The organism is Bacillus sp. EKM206B (assembly GCF_011066015.1).
GTDB classification, from domain to species: Bacteria; Bacillota; Bacilli; order Bacillales; family Bacillaceae; genus Bacillus; species Bacillus velezensis.
The window spans coordinates 138,281-161,079 of the sequence record NZ_JAAMNL010000005.1 but is presented as its reverse complement, the minus strand read 5'-3'; the positions used below and the strand labels follow the sequence as shown (position 1 = coordinate 161,079).

The window sequence follows — 22,799 nt, the reverse complement described above, 5'->3', positions numbered from 1 at the left end:
ACAAGAATATTTATGACTATCCTAAAGAAAGGCGCCAGTATTTGCGGCTGATGCCTCGGTATTATTTCCGTGAGTGGCCGCCCTTCTTTACGATAGCCTTCTTCATAACGTATAGACAGCTAAAGTCCGATAATGTGCATGTCGGTTCTCATAACGTAAGACAGCATATCGACACATTGTGTGCATATAACCATTCATAATACATAGATAACTATTCGTGTGTGCATTTATAAGTATTATTTCTTAATATAAAAGAATAGCGCCCACTCCGTCGCTTTCGCTCCTTCGTGTACGCAGATATTTATATATTAAGTTCTTTATCGCGATAAGGTACTTAACTACTTACATATCCTTTATAACTAATATCTGCGATGTCAAAGGCGTAAGCATTTGGCTCGCTATTATTTGTTTCTATTTTACGTATTGCTCTTTTACGTCTTTCTCTTTTTACAATGTGTCCTGCGCACATCATCCGTAGTGTGTCCTGTACACATCACCGTTAATGTGTCCTGCGCACATGAAGCGTCATATCAACGTTTGCGACGCTTCGGCAAGTACACGCCAAAGTCCGGGTGCACCGTTTCCCCGAACTCATTAACGATATACCCATCGTCAGTTATGTGCGGACAGAATGACGGAAAGTACCACTTGAATCGCTTCGTCCCTTCGTAGTGTCCGGCCGTCCGTATAATCCCGTTCGTCTCTAAGATCGCGGCCAGCAAATTGATTCGGTGCTTTTCAATCCGCAAGCGCTGCTGAATAGTTTCGTAGTTTAAAAAGCAAGCGCCGAACCTATCGTTAAGGCTACCGTCACTGCGCGTATAGTTACCGTCAATATACGACTGCAGTAGAAAGTAAAACGCTACCACGTCGCGTATCTCCGGCTTGCGTTTGTAATCGGCATAAGCTACGTCATAGGCTTCGTTAATCAAGCGCGGAAAGACTTTCCGCATGAGCTCGCGGTTGTAAACCTCGAAGCCCTGCGGATTATCTAAGAGCGCGGCTTTGTCGTTCGGCATTGGCTTGCGTTCCTGTTCGCCTCCACCACCAAACGCTAATACGTTATTCATTCGCGCACCTCCTCGATTGATACGATATTCTGTAGCGCTTGAACAATGATCGGCGTGCTATCGTAGCCGGCGCCCAGATGCTCCGACATGATACTGCAGGCGAGCAACGATTTAGCGATCTGCTTATTGGGCGCTGTAACCGTTTCTTCCCGTTCGCCTGTTGCCGTCCCATACCCGGTAAATTCGGGCATTGGGAACGCATAGATATCGTAAGGGTCGGCGAGCTTAAATAACGGCTTTATCGTCGGTTTATAAACGATCTTGTATTTCTTCATATTACGCTTCCCCCTTAATAGTATTGATTAGTTCATTTAAAGGCATTTCTCGTTCATAATACTCGGTAATCTTCCCGTCCAGGCGATCGTGTGATGCTGCGCTTATATTGACGAGATATAGCGCTAGTGCTTCGATCTCTTGTACGTCGAACAATAATTCGATGTGATTTCCTTCGCTTTTTACAAGCAGTATCTTAATCGCTTCAAGAACTGATACCAAGTAGCTGTCGAAGTCTATCGGCGTATTCCAGTCGCTCAATTCGTACGTACTATCGACCATTTCCTCTAACGCCGTGGCTCCGGATACAAAATCGTCTATAGTAGCCGCAATGCTATCGTGCTCAATGCCTAGGCCGGAAAGAGTCACTTCTTCGACTAACTTTAGCTCCGTTGATAAGTTTGCGCTGTTTTCTTCGGTCTTAGCGTGTAGCTTGCGGACAGATTCGAAGAATTCACGTAAAAGCAGCTTCCTCTCGCTGACTTTATATTGCTCGTGGCCGGTCAACTCGATTGCTTCTTCGACACTCGGAACGTTCTCCCAATCGCCATTTACTGCGGCTTCAAACGCATCAATCATAACGTCATAGCTTACATTGCCGCACTCCACTTCGTATAAGAGGTCGTAAATGATTTCCGGAGGCCCATCTACGCCAAACAGTGCCTCATCCAGTAAAAAGGTACGCCCCTCCGTCAGATCGATGGTTGCGTTTCTACCGAACACCTTCTCGAAATCATGCTCCTTTTTATAATCATTGCGGCGTCCGTCTAAGATAACAGTAATAAGATTGCGTTCGATTTCAGTAAACTTTTTCATTAAAAAATTCCCCCTGTTTTTGAGTTTTATAGTTTAAATCGTCGAGTGCGGCAGATACACTCCCGGTTTGATTCAATTAACGCAGTAGCCTTCGCCTCTATCCGCCCAATATGCGTAAATTTCTGCGATTTTATTTACGGCAGCAGTTACGTGTTTTGATACAACACTTCTCTCAATCCCCATTTCGTCGGCGGCTTCCCTTTGTGTAAGATCCTCGATGTAGATTAGCGTTAAAGCTCGTTTTTGAAGCGCTGTGAGCATCGCAGCGTCTATCGCATCCTCTAAGTCTAGGAGGATATCAGATGCCGCGTAGTCGCCGTTTATTCGGCTATGACAGAGCTTGTGGTAATCACGCAATAGAGAGCGTATACCTTCGGAATCATTCAGTTTATAGTCCGCTTCATATTTGCGGTGTTGGTCCGGTCTGTTTGTCGCTGAACCCATTGCGTCCCCTCCCGTTTTAATGTTAAGATATTATTGGATCTTTTTAGCCTTTTTCCTTAAGTCAAAGTCAAAAACTCTTCCCCCACCCTTTAGCCCTTAGTTCTGACCTTAACCGCACAATAATCGTTTGTATGTGGTATTGAGTAAATGCGTAATCCAAACGTTTTTCTTTTGCATAAGGCAGTTTACAGTAGGTGTACGCAAACTTCTTCGCCAAACCTTCGATTTTATCGGGCCTAATACGACTTAGGCTACTAATGTCTGCGGTTCTCCTTACATACTCGCGAAGTTTACCGTATAAGTCCTCGCCATCCCACAACGCTATGTCTGATTTAACTACCAGCCTTTTGTTCGTAAAATACAACGCCACCTCATTCCCTTTGTTATCTGCAATACTTCGAAGAGGATGTTTCTTTTTGCAAAAATGACAGTATTCAAATTTAGTACTCATTGACTTACCTCCGTTTTTATAAATTCTTTTAGACTGTCATGCCTCATTTTGTAGTTTAGAAAGCTATCTGAAATAGGGACTTTTTGAATTAGTTTGTGTTCTGTTCTTTTTGATACTGGACGCTTGTTACGTTCAATCGCACTTACTGTCTTTCTGCTTATCCCTAATAAGTTCGCAAATTCCTCCTGTGTCATATTTTGATGCCTTCTTAGCTTTTTCTGCCGTCATTAATAACTGCGAGTTGAACTACCGACTTGGCACAACCTTTTCATTAATAACTGCAAAGTTACTTTTCAAAACGGACACTTTCCGCTGAAACTTTTTACCTCCTTCACCTGTAAAACCCCATCGATATATTCGATTTTGCGACATTCGAAGTAAAACTTTTTACAACCGATAATATGCGCGCCAAATTAATACCGCGCAAATTTCTACTGTCATTATTAACTGCGTATTAACTTCCAAATTGGCACGACCTTTTCGTTAAGTTTTCTCCCTTCACAAGTAAAACCCCATCGCTGTGTTCGAATCTGCATCACCGATTTAAAAATTTTCTCTTCCGTCACTATTAACTGCGTATGTACTTCGGAAAATGGACAAAAAAATTAAGCCGGCGTTTAACCGGCTTTAACTTCGGAACCTTCGTCAATCAACTTTTCCGGAACGTCATGTATAGTACCCGACTGCCCCTCGATCTTATAACTCCATTCTTCAGGCTGTCGGCCGATTATCTTACCGGTCAAAGCTTCCGCCGAAAGCCAAGTCAGCCCGCCTGTCTTAACGCCCCAATAACGTACGGTTTCGCCTACTTTATACACGGTTTTCGCCTCCCGTGAAAAACATCCGTATAAACTCCGCAACGCTCATATCCGCTAATTCCTTACCGTCGAGCTTCTTTAGGGCCGCCGTTGTCTTTGCGAACTCGAATGCAAATGATGACGGGTGTGCGTCGTCATATAAGTGGTAGCCGTCATCCTTCCGCGTTAGGCCGCCCGTGTCGTAAAACGCAAATCTGCCGCCGCCCCACGCATCAAAGTCGCACAATGCTACCGTATCCGCTGCAATTAAATAGGCGTCGTGGGTTTCTTTATAGGGAAAATCCGCCGATCCGTGTCGGACCAGATGCACCTTCTGCGATTGGAACTGGCTCATGCCGGTTGCGCCTCCTTTCCGTACTTACCGGTCAGGAACAACATAAGCTCGACTGCGGACATGGCTGCGATCTCCTCTAACCCCGGAATGCGTCCATTTTTTGGCGTTGAATACATCACATTTTCGCTTATTTCGGAGTGCCAGCCGATTTCCGGACCGTGTGGGCCGTCATATATCGAGTAAATACCTACTAAATTATCCGGCTCATCTTTGCCGGTCATTGTGAGCGCGCAGCCGTTACCGAGATCAATAGCCTCGACTGTCTCCTCAATCCGCTTGCCTTCTTCCATAAAATAAAAGTGTGTGATATTGATTTTCTCCACGTTATTTCCTCCTTTAGTTGCAAGTAATTCGGCAAGCTTAGATATAAGGTACAATCGCACGTTCTAAGTCGGTCATTTCTTTTCTAAGCGCTGATCTATCTTCATGTAGTCGCTTATTATCTGCGCAAAGGGCTGCTAAACGGCTGTTTAACGCCGCAGCCTCTTCGGTACCTGCGTCAATTAATTCGAAGCGCACTTTAGCGATTTCGTAACTATTTTCGTGAAAAGCGAGTTCAGCTTCGCACCATTTGTGGTGGATCTCGTCTCTTCTCGCGATCAGAGTCTTTTTAGTCGATTCCTTAAGCGATTGGCGTACCTCTTCCGAGAGGTTGTGCGGTGACTGTAGCGCGTAATCAATAGGGAAAACGTCCAAGACGGTGCCGTTCTCAGCGATTACAAGGCGCACTCTTTCTTTGTAATTGTCGTAAACGGCTTGGCTGCCGCTTGTAGAGTCGAGCGCCCAAACGAACGCGGCGCCTTGTGCGTATTTAATTAAGGCGTTCGGCGCTAGTGCATTTGTAAGACCGAGACGAGCTACCGCGTTTTTTATTGCTGAACGAGAAACGTTATATTTATTCATTATCGAACCCTCCGAAGTTGTTGTTTTGAGCGTCGGAATCTGTTTTCCAAACCGCCCATACCATGCAGCCTAAGATAAACACTACGATTACTGCGGATATCGGAAATATCCATGCGAAATCGACTGGCATATCGTTGACCTCCATTCAATTTTCCGAAGGTGTTCGCATACTGTTCGCCTTGTAAAATCCGGTGACAACGGATAAAATACAAAATAAGTAACTAAACCTTCGGGTTTTTTGGTTGCTTAAAAATGCTGTTATGTGAGAGTAACAGCGATGACAAATACGATTACTCCGCCAAGAGTGTAAATGTCGTGTTTGTTGTATCTTCTAACTGAGATTTACGGGTCGCCCGCGCCAACGGGTCGGCCTTTTTGTTGTGCGTTCGCCAAAACGTTTTTAACAATGAGTACACCCGCCAATTTTTATCAGCGGGCGATGTTTTTTCTATGCCCCTGGGCTTATCTCGGCCACTTTAAATTCCGACTTTGCCTCTTGCGTTGACGCCTGATTATTTTGGTTAAGATACCCGATCGATACTAATACGGCTCCAATGGCTAAAACAGCTAACAACTTCTTCTTCAAAATTAAACTCCACCTTTTCATTTAGATTTATCGACTTAAGTGCCTCTACTTGCGCTGAGTCGACTCCAAAATACGCAAGGTCATCGGCTATTAAATTAGCGAACAGGAAATTCTTTCGACTAAAAAAGTACTTATAACCCTCATAGAGTTTTGACAGTGAGTTCTCTAACCGATATTCAAAGTATTTTATGAAATCCGAATCACTTTTGAATTGCATTCTCTCTGCAAAACCTGCCACACCTTTAATGGACGCACCTTCTTTTACTTCATAGTACAGGCGTGCTAGTTCTAAGTGCATTCTGGATTCTTCAATCAAATCAGAACGCTCTATCTCCTTCATCAGTTCGTAACTACGTTCTAAACTTTTTAAACAAACCTCCTTATCTCTACCCAAGTACGTCATCCCAATACAATAATAACCATCCGACATAGTTTTACTGCTGATATTACTGTAAAGTAGAATTTTCGCAAATTTGCGTGAAACTTCAAAATTATTAAAATGCAAGTGGACCGGCATTAATACTTCCGCCAACCGGTATATATAGCATTGTCTGAAAAAAGCGCTTCTATCTTGGCCTATGTTTTGTATTTCTTTTTCGATTACATTTGCCATCTGAAGAATGCCTAGAAAGTCCTTTTGGTAGTAGAGTAAATAGCATTTGTAGATATCCACTATAATCGCGAGGTTTTTATCCTTCGAGATTCGAACCTGCTTAAGCAAATCGTACAAGTCTAAGAAAGCAATCTCCTTCTTCATAAATCTATAAATCAAGCTGTAAATCCCATAGTACGCACTCAATGAATCGTCGCCTTCTGCATTGTCTAACAAGTCACCCAAAAGTGCGATATCTCTTTTTATTGCTGCGTATTCAAAGGCGTGTTTTATACCTTCAGTAGTAGTAAGTAAGTGACACCATTTAGTCATTTTTTCATGATAATCCGCGCCATTACAGACTTGCGCGATTTTGAGCATAGTTATAAAACCTATAGTTCCACGACTTTTTATTTCATAAATACAACGCGCAGAAACTCCAGCCATGTTGGCAACCTCTTTGTAACTTAAATCGCTGTCCTCAATCAAGTTCAAAATTTCATCAGATAAACTTTTCAACCTTTTCCCCTTCTTCCTCCAAATTATTGTGCATCCAGGAACGAATAGAAAAACAGACGGCAATAGTTTATAATTTCCTTCGTAAAGCCCGATAAAAGCTTTGCGGAGGTGTTTAATCGGTGAAGTACAGACCAGGACGGTGTCTACTTCGCGACTTGTTAATCGAATGTGGCTTTACACAAACGATGCTTGCGGACAAAAGCGGTTACGATAAGAGTCATATCTCTAAGTACGTACAGGGTAAACAAGAAATGACTCTCGGAACTGCTCGAACATTTGCGCAGATCTTAAATTGCACGATAGACGATCTGTACGAATGGATTCCGCAAGAATAGATGGTCGCTGGCGGGGTTAAGCATCACCCGTCAACCGGAAAGTGGCTTACATAAGCCACCACGAAACAGAAGCGTACAAACGTTCTTGTCTTGTTCTATATATTACCTGACTATTACGAATATTTCAGTCGATTTATGTCGAAAGTCACAAAAATTTTAGAGGTAATTGTTTACAAATATGTCGAAACGCTACGATGCTGCCTTCTTCCGAGCTTTTCTTTCGGCAACCGCGAGCATGAATTCAAGAACCGACATACTTGCGAGCTTTTCGATTGGAACATCGGAGAGCCAACCGTCGTCGTATATATCGTGTAAGACGTTGTCATTGTCTCCGATCTCCCACGCGCCAGGATTGCCGGCCATTTCGTAAAGCAAAACACCGCAACCCTCTTCGTAGCCAATCGCCATGTTACCGCCTACGTGAACGAGTTGTTTGTCCTTCCGCAAGTCTTTTCCTTCCCCTGCGAAATTATATATAACGTACTCAGCCGGAATAAGGCTGTTTTTATTGATAACGTTTGTCATAACGGACCATCCTTTCGTTTAGTGACGTTCGACGACTTCGCTACCGTCGAACGCCGTTTTGTTTTTCATCGGGACAGTAATTTCCACACGATCAAACCGCAATATACGACCGCTGTGCCAATTCCGATGAAGTCTAAAACAGAAAGTACTGTAAAATTCATGCTTGCGATCCAGAAGCAAAGGGCAACAATTAGAAACAATTCGATTGTATTAATCCTTTTCATATGTGGTATAATTGATTGAACTGGGGGCTTTCGCCCCCGTTGGATTATGTGCGGCGACGGTGTTTCTTGGTCGGAAGCCGTCGCTTTTTGCTTTTCGATTCTTTTTGCATCTTGCGAAGTTCTAAGAAGAGTTTCGCAATGGTTAGCCAAGATGCAGTTATGACCGAAAGCTTCGTGATCAGTTCAATCAATTATTGTTCCCTCCTTTCGTTTTTGAAGGACTATCGTGCCGTCCTTCTAATACCAGAATACACTTTTGTGTAGTTTTAGTCAACACTTTTATGTATTTTTTCTACACTTTTTTGTATTTTCATTTGCATATATGTTATAATAAGCGCATAAGCACCTGATATACGTACGGAGGTAACACTTATGACTAAGAAAAAGCTGAATTTGAAACCTGATTATAGACCGCTTGATATGACCTTATTAAAGAGAAACAAAACCCGAAAACAGCTTAAGGATGACCTGAAGCTCTCTCCAACACTGATGGCGAAATTCTCAGCGAGCGATTTTGTTTCACTCACGACAATAGCCTACATATGCGATTATTTAGATTGTTCAATAGAGGAAGTTGTAAAATTCGTACCAAACGAAGACGCTGACGAATAGGTTGGCGTCTTTTTTATGCGCACAGCAACCCGCCGAGTTTAAAAATTTGTGACCCTATGCCGTATTACTGGCGTAACATGCCGCCACCCCATGAGTTCGGGGCGGCCATCCTCGGCAGGCATGGCTGGTTATTGCGAGCCCTACACTTCGATCTATTCAAAATGTCGATATATCTTTTCGTCTAAGACGTCTTACTAAATTATAATTCTCAAGGTAATTTTCTAAAGTTTTTATCCGTATCGTTGTTAACTTTTCTCTTACGACCAGCCTTACTACTGATTTGCACAAGAGGCGAAAATTTATCGTGCTGTTCTTTCAACGATTTTCCGGATAAATGCGTATACCTCTTGATCATTCGAAGATCATTATGTCCAAGTATCATCTGTAAATGCCGAATGTCTCCTCCGGCTTCTAAAAACATAGTTGCCCCGGTATGACGCAACAAATGAGGATGCACGCGCTTTTTGATGCCGGCCCGATCAGCATAGTTGTTCAAACGCTGCCTAAAGTTATTAGTTGTCATCTTCTCACCGTAGTTTGCTAGAAAAACATACTCACTATCGAATTCTTCGTTCTCTTTAATCAGTTCTTTTATAAGCCTCACTGTCCTACCTTGTAAAGGTATTAGTCTTCCTTTTCGGGTTTTCGTATTTGTCCCTTCTAATATTAAAAAGTTTGAAGAAAAGTCTATATTTTCAATTTTCAACGAAAGTATCTCGCCTACCCTACACAAAGAATCGATTAAACAAGTCATAATTACGAAGTCTCGGAATTCTGGATAGGACCTTAGGTATGGTGCAGCTAGTAATTGTCTAAGTTCTGATTTGGTCAATATCTCAATAACATCTTGCGGTTCTGTAAGGAGTTTCAACTTCAAAAAAGGATTTTCCATAGCCAAATCCTCATCGATCAAAAAACGAAAGAACGTCCGTATGGTTTTGATATAGTCGTTAACTGACCGCGGAGATAACCCCTGCGTCTTATGCTCGTCCAATTTGAAATTATGCCCGTCGAACTTTATTTTATCGTTAATCAGCCACGCGACAAACCCGCGCGCAAAGTCAACGTCAATATGACGTATGTCTGCGGACACTCCGATCTCTTCCGCGTACTTCGTTAGATACCGACAAGCACGCATGTACTTATCGATCGTTTCCTGAACGACATTCTCAGCGCGCTTGGCACGCACTAAGCGTTCAAATAATTCCTCTATCGAATGAATATTTGTACGCTCCATTTTCATTTTTCTTTTCACGCGCTTACCTTTTCGATTTTCTGAATGCATAAAAATCGCCTCCCATTTGAGATTACCGAAAGTAGACATTAAATATAAGAGTAATAACGAAAAATAACCCTATTTAACTAAATGAAAACAATCGTTTTCCCGTAAAAGACGAACGATAATAGGTAATTAATCCTTGAATTCTAACGAAAAACGAACGAAGAGCCTCGATAACAAAACGAAGAAGCAACGAAAACAGACGCTATGACGTTAACGAATCAAATCGCGCATCAAACAAACGGTCAAGCATCCGGTCAAGCACGCCATTATAATAGCCGGCCAAGTTGCGGATAGACTTCCGTTTAGTCGCTATAAACGTTTGACGAACGGCTTCCAGACCGATTTCTTGAAGCGTACCGGCAGCATACACGCCTTTTAAATACGACGTATGCGCAAGGTATATGCCGTACAGCTTGCTCGTTAATTTCCGATCGCTGACAAACGTATTGACCGCAGACTTAAACGCAGCATACGTATTCTGTAAGAACTTTAATTTGCTTTGAGAAATAACAGCTTCGTTCTCCCGTTTCGGCGCTTCCGGCTTTGTCTCCGTTGGCTTTTCGGCTTCTTGGCGGGGTAACACAGACGGAGTAACATCGGCCGCCGGCAGGATAACGTACATATTTGCGCCGTTGCCGCCGGATACTGGCCGGTATTTAATTTCTTTGCGGATAATGCCGAGATCGACTAAACGTTTAATCGCCCGAATAACTGTTACGCGGTGCTTGCCGATTAATTCCGCGATAGAGGCGAGCTTCAGGTACGCCACGCCCGGCGTTTTGACGGCATGACGAGACAACACCTTTAGAACCTCAATTGCGGCAGGCGTTAGATCTGATTTATTGCGGTATATGTGCGTGCGGATGGCGCCGTTAAGCTCGTCCACTGAACGGAACGACGCTATTTTAGAGGCTTCTTTCGTGTACATTCGGCTCTCTCCTCGATAAGAGACGCCGGTCCGTCGGAAAATGGGCGCACTTAAATAAGCGTTGACAAGTACGCTTATTTTCGATAAGATAGACGTAGGGTAGGACGTTCTATCTATCGGATTTATTTCCGGTGGATGGCGTTCTTTTTTTTGTTTTTAGGCTTTTTTCTTTCTAATTGTCGTCAGCGGTGAAAAGTCGTCGTGGCTTCTTCTCATTGCTCTCGTATCCATTTGTATATAACGACGCATTGTTCTAATGTCCGACCATCCTCCGATCTTCTGTAACGTGAACGGATCACAGCCGTTTAGTATCATCGTTTTAGCCCAAGTATGACGGTATACGTGCGCAGTAACCTTCTTATCTTTTACACCGGCTTTTTCCGCATAATACTTCAGCCTCTTATTAAAATGATTTGCGCCCAAGGGCTCGCCATAACTGGATAGAAAAATACGATCAGTCGTAAAGTGTGATTTATTTTCTGTGATAAGCTGTAGCAAAAGCTTTACGCAATGAGCAGATATAGGCACTAACCGATGCTTTCTGTTTTTACTAACATCGGCGTTAATCGTTATGAATCGGCTTGAAAAATCTATATCTTTTTCGCGTAGACTCAACAACTCCTCGATGCGAAGCCCGGAATCTAGCAAACAATTCATAGCGCAGTAATCACGAAAGCCCACATAATCCCGTAAATTCGGTTGCCGCAATATGTCTTTAATTTCATCATCAGTAAAACAGTTTGTAAGATCGATGTCCTGCCGGAGCAGCTTAACGCGTGAAGCCGGATTTACCTCGATCAACTCTTCGCGGTCAAGATAATTAAACAGCGCTTTAATTGTCCGCAAATTAATATTTATCGTCGTATCTGAAAGTCCGACTTTATTATCGTCTGATTTTATATACTTGTGCCCGTGATACCGCGGCTTGTCGTATTTCATGTAGTTAATATAGTTCCTTAAAATCTCCGTGGTGATCTCATCGATATATGTAACTTCGTAGTTGTCGTTAAGCCATTCGGTAAAATACCGCCACATCTTTCTATAATCTGTGAGCGTTCTTTCGCGAAGTCCTTCCGTTCTTTTACCAGCCAAAGCGATCTCTAATGCTTCGCTAAGTAGTAACCGCGGGTAGTCTTTTTTGTCCGCCGAAACATTCGTAACTCTTCGTCGTTTCTTATTTAACGCCATAATAAAAACGCCTCCCTTAACGATGGTTTAAGTTACATCGCTAAGAAAAGCGTCATCAACAATCCTAACAACCGTAAAACAGGGTTGTTTTTATTCCGAATAATAACGATTAATCGCGGATTTTTCACTGCAATCCGTAATCCTCCGATTCAGTTTCCGATTAGATGATCGATTCATATCTCGGAAATAGGATCGAGTAGAAAAACGTTGATATACCAGCGGGTTGACCCTTAGCACTCTTCCGGCGTACCGGCGTTTTTGGCCGTGCGGAAAGATGAACCGCAGCCGCAGGAAGCGATGGCATTCGGGTTGTCAATGGTGAAACCGCCGCCCATCATGGACTGTTTGAAGTCAATGATCGTGCCGGTCATAATATCAAGGCTTTCGCTGTCGACCAAAACGGTGATTCCGTGCTGTTCAAACATGCTGTCTTTTTCGCCTTTTTCGTGCTCAAATCCCATTCCGTAAGACAGGCCGCTGCAGCCGCCGCCTTTTACGCCCACACGGAGAAACGCGTTTTCTTCTTCATGCTCTTTCATCATATCTTTTATATGCAAAGCCGCTGCTTCAGTGATGGTTACTGGAACACTCATAGGTAGACCTCCTTTTTTTAAAAACGGATGCTGATATCTATTATAAACCTTGAGGAGAGTATTTCTCAAACGAGCTGTTTACAAATAATAGACGCCGCTGCATACGGTTTCGGCGGGTCCCGTCATCAGTACGTGCCCGTTGTCCTGCCAATTAATCACAAGGTCGCCTCCCGCTAAATGAACGGTGATATCCCGGTTTCGTTCGGAAACACCGTTCAATACGGATGCGACAGCCGCCGCACAGGCGCCTGTTCCGCAAGCCTGTGTAATGCCGGAGCCGCGTTCCCATACGCGGAAATGAAGTTCATCGGCGCTGACGGTTTCCACAAATTCGACATTGACGCCTTCCGGAAATCTCGGGTCTTTTTCAATGACGGGACCGAGCGTTGTAAGAGGCGCTTGATTGATATCCGCAACCGGAAAAACAATATGGGGGTTTCCCATTGATACGGCTGTTCCGGAAAGCTCCGTTTCTCCAAAAACAAAGGTTTCATCGATCGTCCGTTCATCTTCATTGCCGAGCATCGGCAGCTCTTTTTTGGTGAGGCGCGGTTCGCCCATATCGACGGCGACTTCACGCACAATCCCGTTGTCCTCTGTAATGTCTGCTTTCACTAGACCTGAAAGCGTCTCAATGAAAAAGGACGTTTCTTCTGTCAGCTTATGTTCGTATGCGTACTTTGCCACACAGCGAAGGCCGTTGCCGCAATTTTTCCCTTCTGAGCCGTCATTATTAAAAATCCGCATTTTGACGGGCGCTTTTTCTGACGGACAGATGAGGATCATTCCGTCAGAGCCGATGCCCGTGTGAATGCTGGACACTTTAACGGCAATCTCAGCCAGCCGTTCTTCCGGCAGCTGTTCTTCAAATTGATTTACATATATATAACTGTTTCCAAGACCGTGCATCTTGGTAAAACGGAATGAATTCATATCGGCCTCCAACTTTTTTTCTTTTACTTAGTATAAAAGCTCTTCTGCTCGGACACAATACAAATATCCCCCGTTTTTCATACATAAAAGCTCCCTGCATATGCAGGGAGCTTTTATCGTTTACTAAATAAACATGCCGGCAATCGCCGCGCTGAGAAGGTTTGCGAGTGTTCCCGCAATAACCGCTCTTAATCCGAGGCGCGCAATGTCCGAACGGCGGCTTGGGGCCAAACCGCCCAGTGTGCCGAGCATAATCGCAATCGAAGAGAAGTTGGCAAATCCGCACAGCGCAAAGCTGATAATCGTAGACGTTTTTTTAGAAAAGTCCGCAATATGCGGACCGAAGTTTGAATAAGCGACAAACTCATTCAGCACTAGTTTCTGTCCGATATAGCTTCCCGCTCCGAGCGCTTCATGCCAAGGAACGCCGATTACAAATGCGATCGGTGAAAACACGTAACCGAGAATGGATTCTAATGTAATATGTTTGAAACCGAACCAGCCGCCGATTCCGCCGAGAATTCCGTTCACTACGGCGATGAGCGCGACAAACGCAAGCAGCATGGCGCCGACATTTAGAGCAATCTGAAGGCCCGTGGACGCGCCTTTTGCCGCTGCATCAATCACATTAGCGGCGCCTTCGCCTTCTTCGTCCATATTAAAATCGCCTTTTATCGTCTGCGTTTTTTCCGTTTCAGGTATTAAAATTTTTCCGAACACGAGACCGGCGGGAGCCGCCATAAAGCTGGCCGCCAGCAAGTATTCGATCGGAATGCCTAACAGGGCGTAACCGAAAAGCGTCGAACCCGCTACAGCCGAAAGGCCGCTCGTCATAATCGTAAACAGCTCGGAACGGGTCAATCCCGCAATCAGCGGTTTAATGGCAAGCGGTGATTCAGACTGTCCGACAAAAATATTCGCAGCCGCCGCAAGCGATTCCGTTCTGCTTGTCCCAAGAAGTTTTGACAGTCCGCCTCCGATGACGCGAAAGATGAGCTGCATGATTTTCAAGTGATACAAAACGGCAATCAGCGCTGAGAAAAAGATAATGACCGGCAGAACGCTCAGCGCAAAAGCCGGGCTGCTGCCCACTTTTAACAGCGGGCCAAAAATAAAGCTGATGCCTTCGTTCGCATAATCAATGAGAAGCTGCACACGGCTTGAGAACCATAAAAATACGGCCCGTCCGGCGTCCCACTTTAATACGATGAATCCGAAGGCCATTTGTAAACATAAACCGACAATGACGGTTCGCAGGTTAATTTTGCTTTTCTTCTCTGATAACAAAAAAGCAATGGCTAATATAGCAACTGCCCCGAGCAGCCCCCAAACGATATTCAATGAATCCACCTCTAAAATTTTATTTAAAAAAAGTCTTTATTAAGATAACAATATTTATTTTTGCTGTCTACAAATTTTTTATTTTGCCAAAACCCGGGCGCAATAAAAAAAGAGACCCCATTCGGAGCCTCTGATTAAAACATCGGATTTTCTTCTATGAACGTATATATGTTGTCAACCAGTTCAGCAGGCGTGCCTCCCGTGACCACTTCGCCGTTGACCAGGGCGAACAGGGACTCCATGCATTTCCCGCAATAGCTTAAACAGCCGTATTCAAGCACGTCCAAGTTCGGATCCTTCTCTAAGATCTCAAGTGCTTCCTGGGAACCGCGCGCTAAATTGCTGACACAGAATTCAATCATCGGATTCATGCGGTTTCACCTCACATATGTACCTTATCCTAACGGAATTTCCTCTATTCGTCAAAGATCCGGTTTCACACTCAATGTTATCGTAACATATTAATTCAGGTTAAAGGTTTTACTATTACGTGTTTTCTGGTCAATTTGTAGGTTATTTTAAAACTATTATTGTGGTTTTAGGTCAAATTCGATATAATTCTAGATGTTATTTTACATAGTTCGTTATTTTGTAACAACATTGACTACCATATTTTTCGGGCAAAAGGGGAATCATTATGAAAAAATTGGTCTTGATCGGCGGGGGTTACGGAAACATGCGGGTGCTGCACCGCTTACTGCCGAACCAGCTTCCGTCAGATATATCCATCACGCTGATTGACAGAAACCCGTATCACTGCTTAAAAACAGAATATTATGCGCTCGCCGCCGGCACGATTTCTGATCATCATATCAGGGTGTCTTTTCCTGAGCATCCGAATCTGGATGTTCAATACGGTGAGGTGGCTTCCATCGACACGAAAAACAAACAGGTTCTGTTTCATGACCGCGAACCGATTTCTTACGATGACGCGGTGATCGGACTGGGCTGCGAGGATAAGTATCATAACGTGCCCGGCGCGCCGGAACATACTTACAGCATTCAGACCATTGATCAGTCACGCGAAGCCTATCAAAAGCTGAACAACCTCGGCGCCAATGCATCTGTCGCTATCGTCGGAGCGGGATTAAGCGGCGTGGAGCTTGCCAGTGAATTAAGAGAGAGCCGTGACGATCTGAAGATTATGTTATTTGACCGGGGCGACCTGATTTTATCAAGCTTTCCGAAAAGACTCAGCAAGTATGTACAGAAATGGTTTGAAGAACACGGCGTCACCATTATCAATAATGCGAATATTACAAAAGTGGAAGACGGGATCGTTTATAATCATGATGAAGGAATACCGGCCGATGCCATCGTGTGGACGGCGGGAATTCAGCCGAATAAAGCCGTCAGAGAACTGGACGCTGAAAAAGATCCGCAGGGCCGCATCATTTTAACACCGCATCACAACCTTCCGGGCGATGAGCATGTTTACGTCGTCGGTGATTGCGCGAGCCTGCCGCATGCGCCGAGCGCCCAGCTGGCTGAAGCGCAAGCGGAACAAATTGTGCAGATCCTCCTGAAACGCTGGAACAATGAAGAGCTGCCGGAAACAATGCCGCAATTTAAGCTGAAAGGCGTTCTCGGTTCACTCGGAAAAAAAGCGGGCTTCGGTCTTGTCAACGACCGTCCGCTCATCGGGCGTGTGCCCCGTTTATTAAAATCAGGCCTTTTATGGATGTACAAGCATCATAACGGCTGATAAGAAAAAAGCCGCTGATTGCGATCAGCGGCCATTTTTAAGAGCCCGCAACATAGCCGCGCTTTTCCATTTCTTCATATATATCTTTTAAATGCGGATTCCCTTCCCCCACAATGACATCCTCCACCAGCACGAGCGGATAGAAAAATTCATCGTTTCTGATGCGCTCCGCAAGCTCTTCTGTCTCCTTTTGCTGAGGCGGTGCGTCAATATCAATATACCGCATGTGAAAAGGCTGCTCCGGATATTTCCGTTGCAGCGCCGCCTCCAGCCATTCAAACGTATCTTTGGCGCTCGGCATATTCACGCAGCTTGCGCAGAGCGTTTCAGCGCCGTAAACACTGAGCGTAACCGGCTTTGTCATGTATATCATCCCCTTTACACCAGTATACAAAGGACGAGGCAGCTTTTGTATAAAAAACGGTTTTTATGTTCAAGTTTAAATATGCTATAATGGGGAAAGCAGCTTTGCAAACCAAACATTAGATTTTTACCGTTACTGTGAATATAATGGTTTTATGTATATGAAAGGAGCGAATCTCATGACTGAGGTTGAAATGAAAGAGCAAGTACAGGAAGTATTGGATAAATTACGTCCGTTTCTGCTTCGTGACGGCGGTGACTGTGAGCTTGTTGATGTAGACGAAGGCATTGTAAAGCTTCGCCTCCTTGGCGCATGCGGCAGCTGCCCAAGTTCAACGATTACGCTGAAAGCCGGAATCGAACGCGCCCTTCTTGAAGAAGTACCGGGTGTCGTTGAAGTAGAACAAGTATTTTAATCATAAAACCAGGCTGCATGACAGCCTGGTTTTTTATTTTTTACAAATAGTCATCAAACCATGAACAAATATAACGGATGCGTTTCATCCGCTGTTCCGGATGGCCGCTTCTCGACAGCTCATGCGTAGCTTTCGGAAATCGGATGAACGACGTCGTTTTGTTCAGTTTCTTCAATGCGGTAAAGAGCTGCTCCGCCTGCTCTATCGGACAGCGGTCATCTCGCTCACCATGCAGGATCAAAAGTGGCGTCGAAACACGGGACGCATATTTTACAGGAGAACGATCCCAAAGCTTATCCGCTTCCTCAAACAAATCATGTCCGAGCTGCCAGTCAGTAAAAAAGAAACCGATATCGCTGACACCGTGGAAGCTGAACCAATTTGAAATGGAGCGCTGCGTGACGGCTGCTTTAAAACGGCCGGTCTGCCCGACAATCCAATTTGTCATAAACCCTCCGTAGCTTCCGCCCGTCACACCGAGACGGCCGCTGTCAATAAACGGATACGCCTGAACGGCTTCATCTACCGCCTGCATGACATCACGGTAATCTCCGCCTCCGTAATCACCCCTGACACGATTGACAAAATCCTGCCCGTAGCCGTGGCTTCCTCTCGGGTTGACATACACGACAGCATATCCTTGTGCGGCCAGCACTTGGAATTCGTGAAAATACGTATGGCCGTACATCATGTGAGGCCCGCCGTGTATGTATAGAATGAGCGGATAAGTTTGATCCTCTTCAAAAACGGCGGGCTTTAAAAACCAGCCGTTTACCGTCAGCCCGTCCTTTGTTTCATATTGCAGCTTTTCCGGCACGGATATGATGCGCTCCTCAATAAACCGATCATTGTCGGATGTCAATTGCTTCTCTTCCCCATCTTCGAGCGAAATGCTGTAAAGCCCGGAAGGCTGTGCGGGTTTGGCAATGACAGCGATACAGCTTTTCTGATCAGGATGAAAAGCAAAACCGTTCACATACTCTTCTTCTAGTCGGATCGGATATACGAGGCCGTCAATCGAGATATAATAAATACCGGTGCTTCCCTGCTCGCTCCCGAGAACGTAAAAACCCTGCCCGTCGTTTGTCCATACCGGCCGGGGCGTCACTCCTCCTATGATTGAATCCGCAATCAGCGCATCGCTCAAATGAACATCCAGCATGTCGGTCAGGCAGGAGAGCCGCTCAGTTTTCACGTCGTACAGCCACGCCTTCTCTAAAGTCGCATTGCGAAATTCATTTTCATGGCCCAGCATCGCGATATAAGAACCGTCCGGTGAAAACACGCAGGAACCGAAAGAACCGCGGTGCGGTGTAATCTGCTTCAGGCTTCCGTCCGCCAGATTCATCAGATAGACATCGCTCGGCTTTCCGGCGTCACCCGGCTCGCATAAATTGGCGGTAAACGCAAGCTGCCTGCCATCCGGTGAAAAGGCCGCGCCATAATGATCCGCTTCATGATCCGTCAGCTGCCGAATCTCCCCCGTTTCAAGATGAATCAGCACAAGCTGGGCCCAGCTTCCGTTCAGCAGGCCTTTCCCGTCACGTTTATATGTTAATGACTGAATGTCAACCGGCTCATACTCGTCATGCTTCTTTTTTTCTTTCTCATCGGCGCGCTCCGCTGATGTCAGACTGACGGACACAAGCACGGATCTGCCGTCGGGCGCCCATATCGGATCTGATACGCCCCAAGGAATATCGGCCGCCTGCTCCGCCTCTCCTCCGGCAGCGTTGATGATGTACAGCTGTGGGATGCCGTTCTCCCTGTCAGAAACAAAGGCGAGGCGCCGTCCGTCAGGTGACCACCGCGGACTTGTATTTCTGTTGTCCCCGAAAGTCCACGGGTTTGAGATGCCGGATTCTGTGTCATATACCATAATGGCTGAGGAATAGGAATCACGCTTATGATTGACTGTTGTCCGGACGTAAGCGGCTCTTCTGCCGTCAGGGGCATATTGCGGGTCTGTCACGGATACGAGAGTCGCAATGTCCTCCTCGGTTATGAGTTTTTTCAATCGTTTCTCCTCCTTTTCTTTTTTATTTCGCTTCCCTAAATAAAAATCCTTCTCCAGAAAAAGAAAGCGTCCTTCTCTGATGGGAAGAACGCTTTTTTATCATTATACACTTTTCACCTGTTCTAAAGGATTCCGTTCAATTACGCTTCCTTCTGACGGGACGGTAAGCGCCGCAATCTCACAGTGGGGGAAATGCTCAGAAAGCTGTTTTCTCAGCTCTTCTCCCTTTCCTTTTTCAATCAGGACAAGAATCGTCGGTCCCGCTCCGCTCAGCGCCGTTCCGTAAGCGCCTTTCATTTCGGCCGCATGTTCCACCTTTGAAAGCTCAGGAACAAGCATGGCGCGGTACGGCTGATGGAGGATGTCTTTTCTCATCATTTTCCCGGCGAGCGCCCAGTCATTTGACATGATCGCAGCAACGAGAAGGTTGCTGACGGCGCTTGCTTTAACGGCGTGCCGGTACGGCAGCTCTTTCGGGAGCACGTCTCTTGCGTCCCTGGTCAGAACTTCGTAAAACGGAATCACTGCCACAACATCGATATCCGCTTCGGAAACACGCACGATATGTGTTTCATCTTCTTCGTGAAGGCCGATCACAAGCCCTCCTGCAAGAGAAGCAGCGGCATTATCAGGGTGCCCCTCTTCAAGACTCGCTAAATGCAGTTTGTCGCTTTCCGACAGCTGCAGGCCGCATAACTCATCCGCAAGCTCAATGGCGGCGACGATAGCGGCCGCGCTGCTTCCGAGACCCCGTGCAAGGGGGATGTCACTCCACACTTTGACATGGGCGGGCGGAAGCTCTTTCTGATAGCGGTCAGCCGTCCGTTTGGCGACTTGGTAGATGAGGTTGTCCGTTCCTTGAGGGATGCCCGCAACAGTTTCGGTTTCCGCCGAGAACTGCCATTCATCGTTTCGGAAAACCGAAAGCTTCAAATATCTGCTGAGCGCCATCCCGACGGAATCAAACCCAGGCCCTAAGTTGGCGGTGCTTCCCGGAACCGTAATGGAAAACAGCATCTCCGCCTCATTCATACACGCGCCGCTCCATTTAAGTATTCCAGAATACTGTCCTCATCTGTCGGCAGCGTGATCGGTTTTATGTCAGATACGTCTACAGCCGTGTTCGGATCTTTCAGGCCGTTTCCGGTCAAAACTGCGACAACCTTGCTGCCTTTTGGAATTTCACCGGATTTCACCTGTTTCAAAACGCCGGCGATGGATGCACAGGAGCCCGGTTCGGCAAACACGCCTTCTTCACGGGCAATCAGCTGATAAGCGTGAAGAATGTCTTCATCTGTGACTTCATCAATTTTTCCGGCTGATTCTTCCGCAGCGAGCACCGCTTTGTCCCAGCTGGCAGGATTCCCGATTCGGATTGCCGTCGCAACGGTCTCTGGATTTTTAATGACTTCGCCGCGGACGATAGCCGCAGAACCTTCCGCCTCAAAACCGCGCATCTTCGGAAGTCCGGTGCCGTTTTTCTCATGGTATTCTTTGAACCCTTTCCAGTAGGCCGTGATATTCCCGGCGTTTCCTACCGGGATCGCCAGAATGTCCGGCGCTTCGCCGAGCTGTTCGCATACTTCAAAGGCCGCTGTTTTTTGCCCTTCAATCCGGTAAGGGTTTACTGAATTCACTAATGCAATCGGTGATTTTTCGCAAATTGACCGGACGATGGCCAGCGCGTCGTCAAAGTTTCCGTCAATCGCGATGATTTCCGCACCGTACATAACGGCCTGCGCAAGTTTTCCGAAGGCGATTTTTCCGTCCGGGATGATGACGATGCATTTCATGCCGGCTCTCGCCGCGTATGCCGCAGCTGCCGCGGATGTGTTCCCTGTAGAGGCGCACATGATGGTATCATTGCCTTCTTCTTTCGCTTTGGCGACCGCCATGACCATGCCGCGGTCTTTAAAGGATCCCGTCGGATTAACGCCCTCTGTTTTCACATGCAGTTCAATTCCGAGCTTTTCGGAAAGTTTCGGCAGGTGAATCAGCGGCGTGTTGCCTTCATGCAATGTCAGGGCCGGCGTCTGATCCGTCACCGGCAAAAATTCTTTATATTGATGGATGAGTCCTTTCCACATTAGCTCCAACCGTTCCCTTCTACGCGATATGTGCTTTTTACTTCTTGTACGACTTCGAGGTCATTTAAGTTTTGCAGAATGTCACTGAAATCTTCTTCCGATGTATGATGCGTGACGATGACGATTTCCGCGAGGTCGTCATGGCCTTTAATCGGCAGCTGCAGAATTTTTTCAAAGCTGACGCCGCGCTCTGAGAAGGCCGATGTGATTTTTGAAAAAGAGCCGACCTGGTCTTTGACGTGAATTCTTAAAAACTGCTGGGCATAGATATCAGACGGCTGCTTCAGATTTCTTTCAAACTGCGGGGCGACAAAGCTGTTTCCGTTTACGCCGAGACGCATGTTTTTCATGACCGCGACCAGATCGGAAACGACCGATGTCGCAGTCGGCATGCTTCCGGCTCCGGGGCCGTAAAACATCGTTTCGCCGACGGCTTCTCCGTACACGTAAACGGCATTAAACTCGTTATGCACCGCAGAGAGCGGATGATGATCCGGGAGCAGTGTCGGCTGAACGCTGACTTCGATTTTATTATCATCACGCTGGGCGATGCCGATCAGCTTCATCGTATAGCCGAGCCGTTTGCTGAAGCTGATGTCTTCATCCGTAATCCGGGAAATTCCTTTTACTTTGACATCGTCCAGATCGACGTTCATAGAGAAGCCGAGACGGGCTAAAATCGCCATCTTGCGTGCAGCATCGAGCCCTTCTACATCGGCGGTCGGGTCCGCTTCCGCGAATCCGAGATCCTGCGCTTCCTTCAGCACTTCTTCATACGGGCTTTTTTCTTTAATCATTTTCGTTAAGATGAAGTTCGTCGTTCCGTTGACGATTCCCATCATTTTTGTGATCCGGTCAGAGGAAAGGCCTTCTTCGAGCGTGCGTAAAATCGGGATTCCGCCGGCGACACTCGCTTCATAATACAAGTCACAGCCATTTTCCTTTGCGGCGGCTAAAAGCTCTGACCCGTATACGGCGATCAGATCTTTATTTGCGGTCACAACATGTTTTTTCGCTTTCAAGGCATCAAGAAGATATTGCTTCGTCTGTTCGACACCGCCGATGACTTCAATAATCACATCGACCTCAGGGTCATCGATCACATCATAGACTTCTGTCGTCAGCACTTCTTTCGGCAGATCTGCGTCTCGTTTTTTATCAATATCTTTAACTAGCACTTTTTTGATCGTCACCGGACAGCCGACCTGGTGCATAAGCTTATCCTGATGATCTTGTATAATTTTGACGACTCCGCTTCCCACGGTTCCCAGTCCTAACAGTCCAATACGAATCGCTTCCAAAGAGAAACTCCACCTTTCTTCCTTTTGTCCACTAGAAAAGGACAATTGTTAACCCTTCACAGACATTTAAGTTACAAATATTATATAAGCCCGCATTTGTTTTGACAAGCGGCTGAATATTGTTTCTACGGCTATGAAAACGC

Annotated in this window: 29 protein-coding genes and 1 pseudogene; 4 read left to right on the top strand and 26 right to left on the bottom strand. The window is 45.9% G+C overall.

Annotated features, from left to right (window positions below):
• Positions 1-530: 530 nt before the first annotated feature.
• The 12 genes and pseudogenes from G9F50_RS11535 to G9F50_RS11480 form a co-directional block, all read right to left on the bottom strand.
• A complete protein-coding gene (locus G9F50_RS11535; RefSeq protein WP_165417749.1) occupies positions 531-1,070 on the bottom strand; it encodes a hypothetical protein in 540 nt (179 codons plus the stop codon).
• Positions 1,067-1,345, bottom strand: a complete 279-nt coding sequence (locus G9F50_RS11530; RefSeq protein ID WP_165417748.1) for a hypothetical protein — start codon at positions 1,343-1,345, stop codon at positions 1,067-1,069. Before G9F50_RS11530 ends, G9F50_RS11535 begins: the two co-directional genes overlap by 4 nt.
• A 1-nt stretch (position 1,346) precedes the next feature.
• Positions 1,347-2,159 (bottom strand): hypothetical protein, encoded by an 813-nt coding sequence (locus G9F50_RS11525; RefSeq protein ID WP_165417747.1) that lies wholly within the window; start codon positions 2,157-2,159, stop codon positions 1,347-1,349.
• Positions 2,160-2,231: 72 nt separating this feature from the next.
• Entirely contained in the window at positions 2,232-2,603 is a 372-nt protein-coding gene (locus tag G9F50_RS11520) for a sigma factor-like helix-turn-helix DNA-binding protein (protein ID WP_165417746.1), read from the bottom strand.
• Positions 2,604-2,670: 67 nt separating this feature from the next.
• Positions 2,671-3,054 carry a hypothetical protein gene (locus G9F50_RS11515; RefSeq protein ID WP_165417745.1) on the bottom strand — a complete coding sequence of 128 codons (384 nt, stop codon included), beginning with the start codon at positions 3,052-3,054 and terminating at the stop codon, positions 2,671-2,673.
• Positions 3,051-3,260, bottom strand: a pseudogene (locus G9F50_RS11510) (helix-turn-helix transcriptional regulator); the annotation flags it as partial. The pseudogene G9F50_RS11510 and the gene G9F50_RS11515, both read right to left, overlap by 4 nt.
• Positions 3,261-3,671: 411 nt before the next feature.
• Positions 3,672-3,872 (bottom strand): hypothetical protein, encoded by a 201-nt coding sequence (locus G9F50_RS11505; RefSeq protein ID WP_165417743.1) that lies wholly within the window; start codon positions 3,870-3,872, stop codon positions 3,672-3,674.
• Positions 3,865-4,206 carry a hypothetical protein gene (locus tag G9F50_RS11500; protein WP_165417742.1) on the bottom strand — a complete coding sequence of 114 codons (342 nt, stop codon included), beginning with the start codon at positions 4,204-4,206 and terminating at the stop codon, positions 3,865-3,867. Before G9F50_RS11500 ends, G9F50_RS11505 begins: the two co-directional genes overlap by 8 nt.
• Positions 4,203-4,529, bottom strand: a complete 327-nt coding sequence (locus G9F50_RS11495) for a hypothetical protein (protein WP_165417741.1) — start codon at positions 4,527-4,529, stop codon at positions 4,203-4,205. Before G9F50_RS11495 ends, G9F50_RS11500 begins: the two co-directional genes overlap by 4 nt.
• A gap of 37 nt (positions 4,530-4,566) precedes the next feature.
• Entirely contained in the window at positions 4,567-5,109 is a 543-nt protein-coding gene (locus G9F50_RS11490) for a hypothetical protein (RefSeq protein ID WP_165417740.1), read from the bottom strand.
• A complete protein-coding gene (locus tag G9F50_RS11485; RefSeq protein ID WP_165417739.1) occupies positions 5,102-5,239 on the bottom strand; it encodes a hypothetical protein in 138 nt (45 codons plus the stop codon). The genes G9F50_RS11490 and G9F50_RS11485 overlap by 8 nt, the downstream gene beginning before the upstream one ends.
• Positions 5,240-5,630: 391 nt before the next feature.
• Positions 5,631-6,806 (bottom strand): AimR family lysis-lysogeny pheromone receptor, encoded by a 1,176-nt coding sequence (locus G9F50_RS11480; protein WP_165417738.1) that lies wholly within the window; start codon positions 6,804-6,806, stop codon positions 5,631-5,633.
• Positions 6,807-6,925: 119 nt separating this feature from the next.
• On the opposite strand from G9F50_RS11480, the gene G9F50_RS11475 reads away from it, so the two are divergent.
• Positions 6,926-7,141, top strand: coding sequence for a helix-turn-helix domain-containing protein (locus G9F50_RS11475; RefSeq protein ID WP_101605383.1), 216 nt, complete (start codon positions 6,926-6,928; stop codon positions 7,139-7,141).
• Positions 7,142-7,330: 189 nt separating this feature from the next.
• Here G9F50_RS11475 and G9F50_RS11470 read toward each other — a convergent pair whose 3' ends face one another.
• Together G9F50_RS11470 and G9F50_RS11465 are read right to left on the bottom strand one after the other, a co-directional pair.
• Positions 7,331-7,666 carry a hypothetical protein gene (locus G9F50_RS11470; RefSeq protein ID WP_165417737.1) on the bottom strand — a complete coding sequence of 112 codons (336 nt, stop codon included), beginning with the start codon at positions 7,664-7,666 and terminating at the stop codon, positions 7,331-7,333.
• Positions 7,667-7,934: 268 nt separating this feature from the next.
• The gene (locus tag G9F50_RS11465) at positions 7,935-8,081 is read right to left on the bottom strand and encodes a hypothetical protein (protein WP_165410212.1); all 147 of its coding nucleotides are present in this window, start codon (positions 8,079-8,081) and stop codon (positions 7,935-7,937) included.
• 181 nt (positions 8,082-8,262) lie between these two features.
• Between G9F50_RS11465 and G9F50_RS11460 the strand changes: the two genes are divergently transcribed.
• A complete protein-coding gene (locus tag G9F50_RS11460; protein ID WP_165417736.1) occupies positions 8,263-8,502 on the top strand; it encodes a helix-turn-helix domain-containing protein in 240 nt (79 codons plus the stop codon).
• A gap of 208 nt (positions 8,503-8,710) precedes the next feature.
• Here G9F50_RS11460 and G9F50_RS11455 read toward each other — a convergent pair whose 3' ends face one another.
• From G9F50_RS11455 to G9F50_RS11425, 7 genes are all read right to left on the bottom strand, one after another.
• Complete coding sequence (locus tag G9F50_RS11455) at positions 8,711-9,787, bottom strand: tyrosine-type recombinase/integrase (RefSeq protein WP_165417735.1); 1,077 nt, start codon at positions 9,785-9,787, stop codon at positions 8,711-8,713.
• A 199-nt stretch (positions 9,788-9,986) separates the two neighbouring features.
• On the bottom strand, positions 9,987-10,712 hold the full coding sequence (locus G9F50_RS11450; protein WP_165417734.1) for a helix-turn-helix domain-containing protein: 726 nt from the start codon (positions 10,710-10,712) through the stop codon (positions 9,987-9,989).
• 156 nt (positions 10,713-10,868) lie between these two features.
• Positions 10,869-11,900: a tyrosine-type recombinase/integrase gene (locus G9F50_RS11445; RefSeq protein WP_165417733.1), complete on the bottom strand. Its 1,032-nt coding sequence runs from the start codon at positions 11,898-11,900 to the stop codon at positions 10,869-10,871.
• Positions 11,901-12,130: 230 nt separating this feature from the next.
• Complete coding sequence (locus tag G9F50_RS11440; protein ID WP_003151967.1) at positions 12,131-12,493, bottom strand: HesB/IscA family protein; 363 nt, start codon at positions 12,491-12,493, stop codon at positions 12,131-12,133.
• A gap of 78 nt (positions 12,494-12,571) precedes the next feature.
• Positions 12,572-13,426 (bottom strand): diaminopimelate epimerase, encoded by an 855-nt coding sequence (gene dapF / locus G9F50_RS11435; RefSeq protein ID WP_012118345.1) that lies wholly within the window; start codon positions 13,424-13,426, stop codon positions 12,572-12,574.
• 123 nt (positions 13,427-13,549) lie between these two features.
• A complete protein-coding gene (locus G9F50_RS11430) occupies positions 13,550-14,767 on the bottom strand; it encodes a NupC/NupG family nucleoside CNT transporter (protein WP_012118346.1) in 1,218 nt (405 codons plus the stop codon).
• 134 nt (positions 14,768-14,901) lie between these two features.
• Entirely contained in the window at positions 14,902-15,138 is a 237-nt protein-coding gene (locus G9F50_RS11425; RefSeq protein ID WP_007408721.1) for a YuzB family protein, read from the bottom strand.
• Positions 15,139-15,404: 266 nt separating this feature from the next.
• Between G9F50_RS11425 and G9F50_RS11420 the strand changes: the two genes are divergently transcribed.
• Entirely contained in the window at positions 15,405-16,472 is a 1,068-nt protein-coding gene (locus G9F50_RS11420; RefSeq protein ID WP_060561898.1) for an NAD(P)/FAD-dependent oxidoreductase, read from the top strand.
• Between the two features lie 37 nt (positions 16,473-16,509).
• On the opposite strand, the gene G9F50_RS11415 is transcribed toward G9F50_RS11420, so the two are convergent.
• Positions 16,510-16,836 carry a YuzD family protein gene (locus G9F50_RS11415; protein ID WP_015240509.1) on the bottom strand — a complete coding sequence of 109 codons (327 nt, stop codon included), beginning with the start codon at positions 16,834-16,836 and terminating at the stop codon, positions 16,510-16,512.
• 79 nt (positions 16,837-16,915) lie between these two features.
• Between G9F50_RS11415 and G9F50_RS11410 the strand changes: the two genes are divergently transcribed.
• Positions 16,916-17,251 carry a NifU family protein gene (locus G9F50_RS11410; protein WP_169510385.1) on the top strand — a complete coding sequence of 112 codons (336 nt, stop codon included), beginning with the start codon at positions 16,916-16,918 and terminating at the stop codon, positions 17,249-17,251.
• A 40-nt stretch (positions 17,252-17,291) separates the two neighbouring features.
• On the opposite strand, the gene G9F50_RS11405 is transcribed toward G9F50_RS11410, so the two are convergent.
• From G9F50_RS11405 to G9F50_RS11390, 4 genes are all read right to left on the bottom strand, one after another.
• A complete protein-coding gene (locus tag G9F50_RS11405; protein ID WP_060561899.1) occupies positions 17,292-19,268 on the bottom strand; it encodes a S9 family peptidase in 1,977 nt (658 codons plus the stop codon).
• Positions 19,269-19,370: 102 nt separating this feature from the next.
• Complete coding sequence (gene thrB, locus G9F50_RS11400; protein ID WP_060561900.1) at positions 19,371-20,300, bottom strand: homoserine kinase; 930 nt, start codon at positions 20,298-20,300, stop codon at positions 19,371-19,373.
• Positions 20,297-21,355 (bottom strand): threonine synthase, encoded by a 1,059-nt coding sequence (gene thrC / locus G9F50_RS11395; RefSeq protein WP_007408726.1) that lies wholly within the window; start codon positions 21,353-21,355, stop codon positions 20,297-20,299. Before thrC ends, thrB begins: the two co-directional genes overlap by 4 nt.
• Entirely contained in the window at positions 21,355-22,656 is a 1,302-nt protein-coding gene (locus tag G9F50_RS11390; RefSeq protein ID WP_003151938.1) for a homoserine dehydrogenase, read from the bottom strand. The genes thrC and G9F50_RS11390 overlap by 1 nt, the downstream gene beginning before the upstream one ends.
• Positions 22,657-22,799 lie beyond the last annotated feature (143 nt).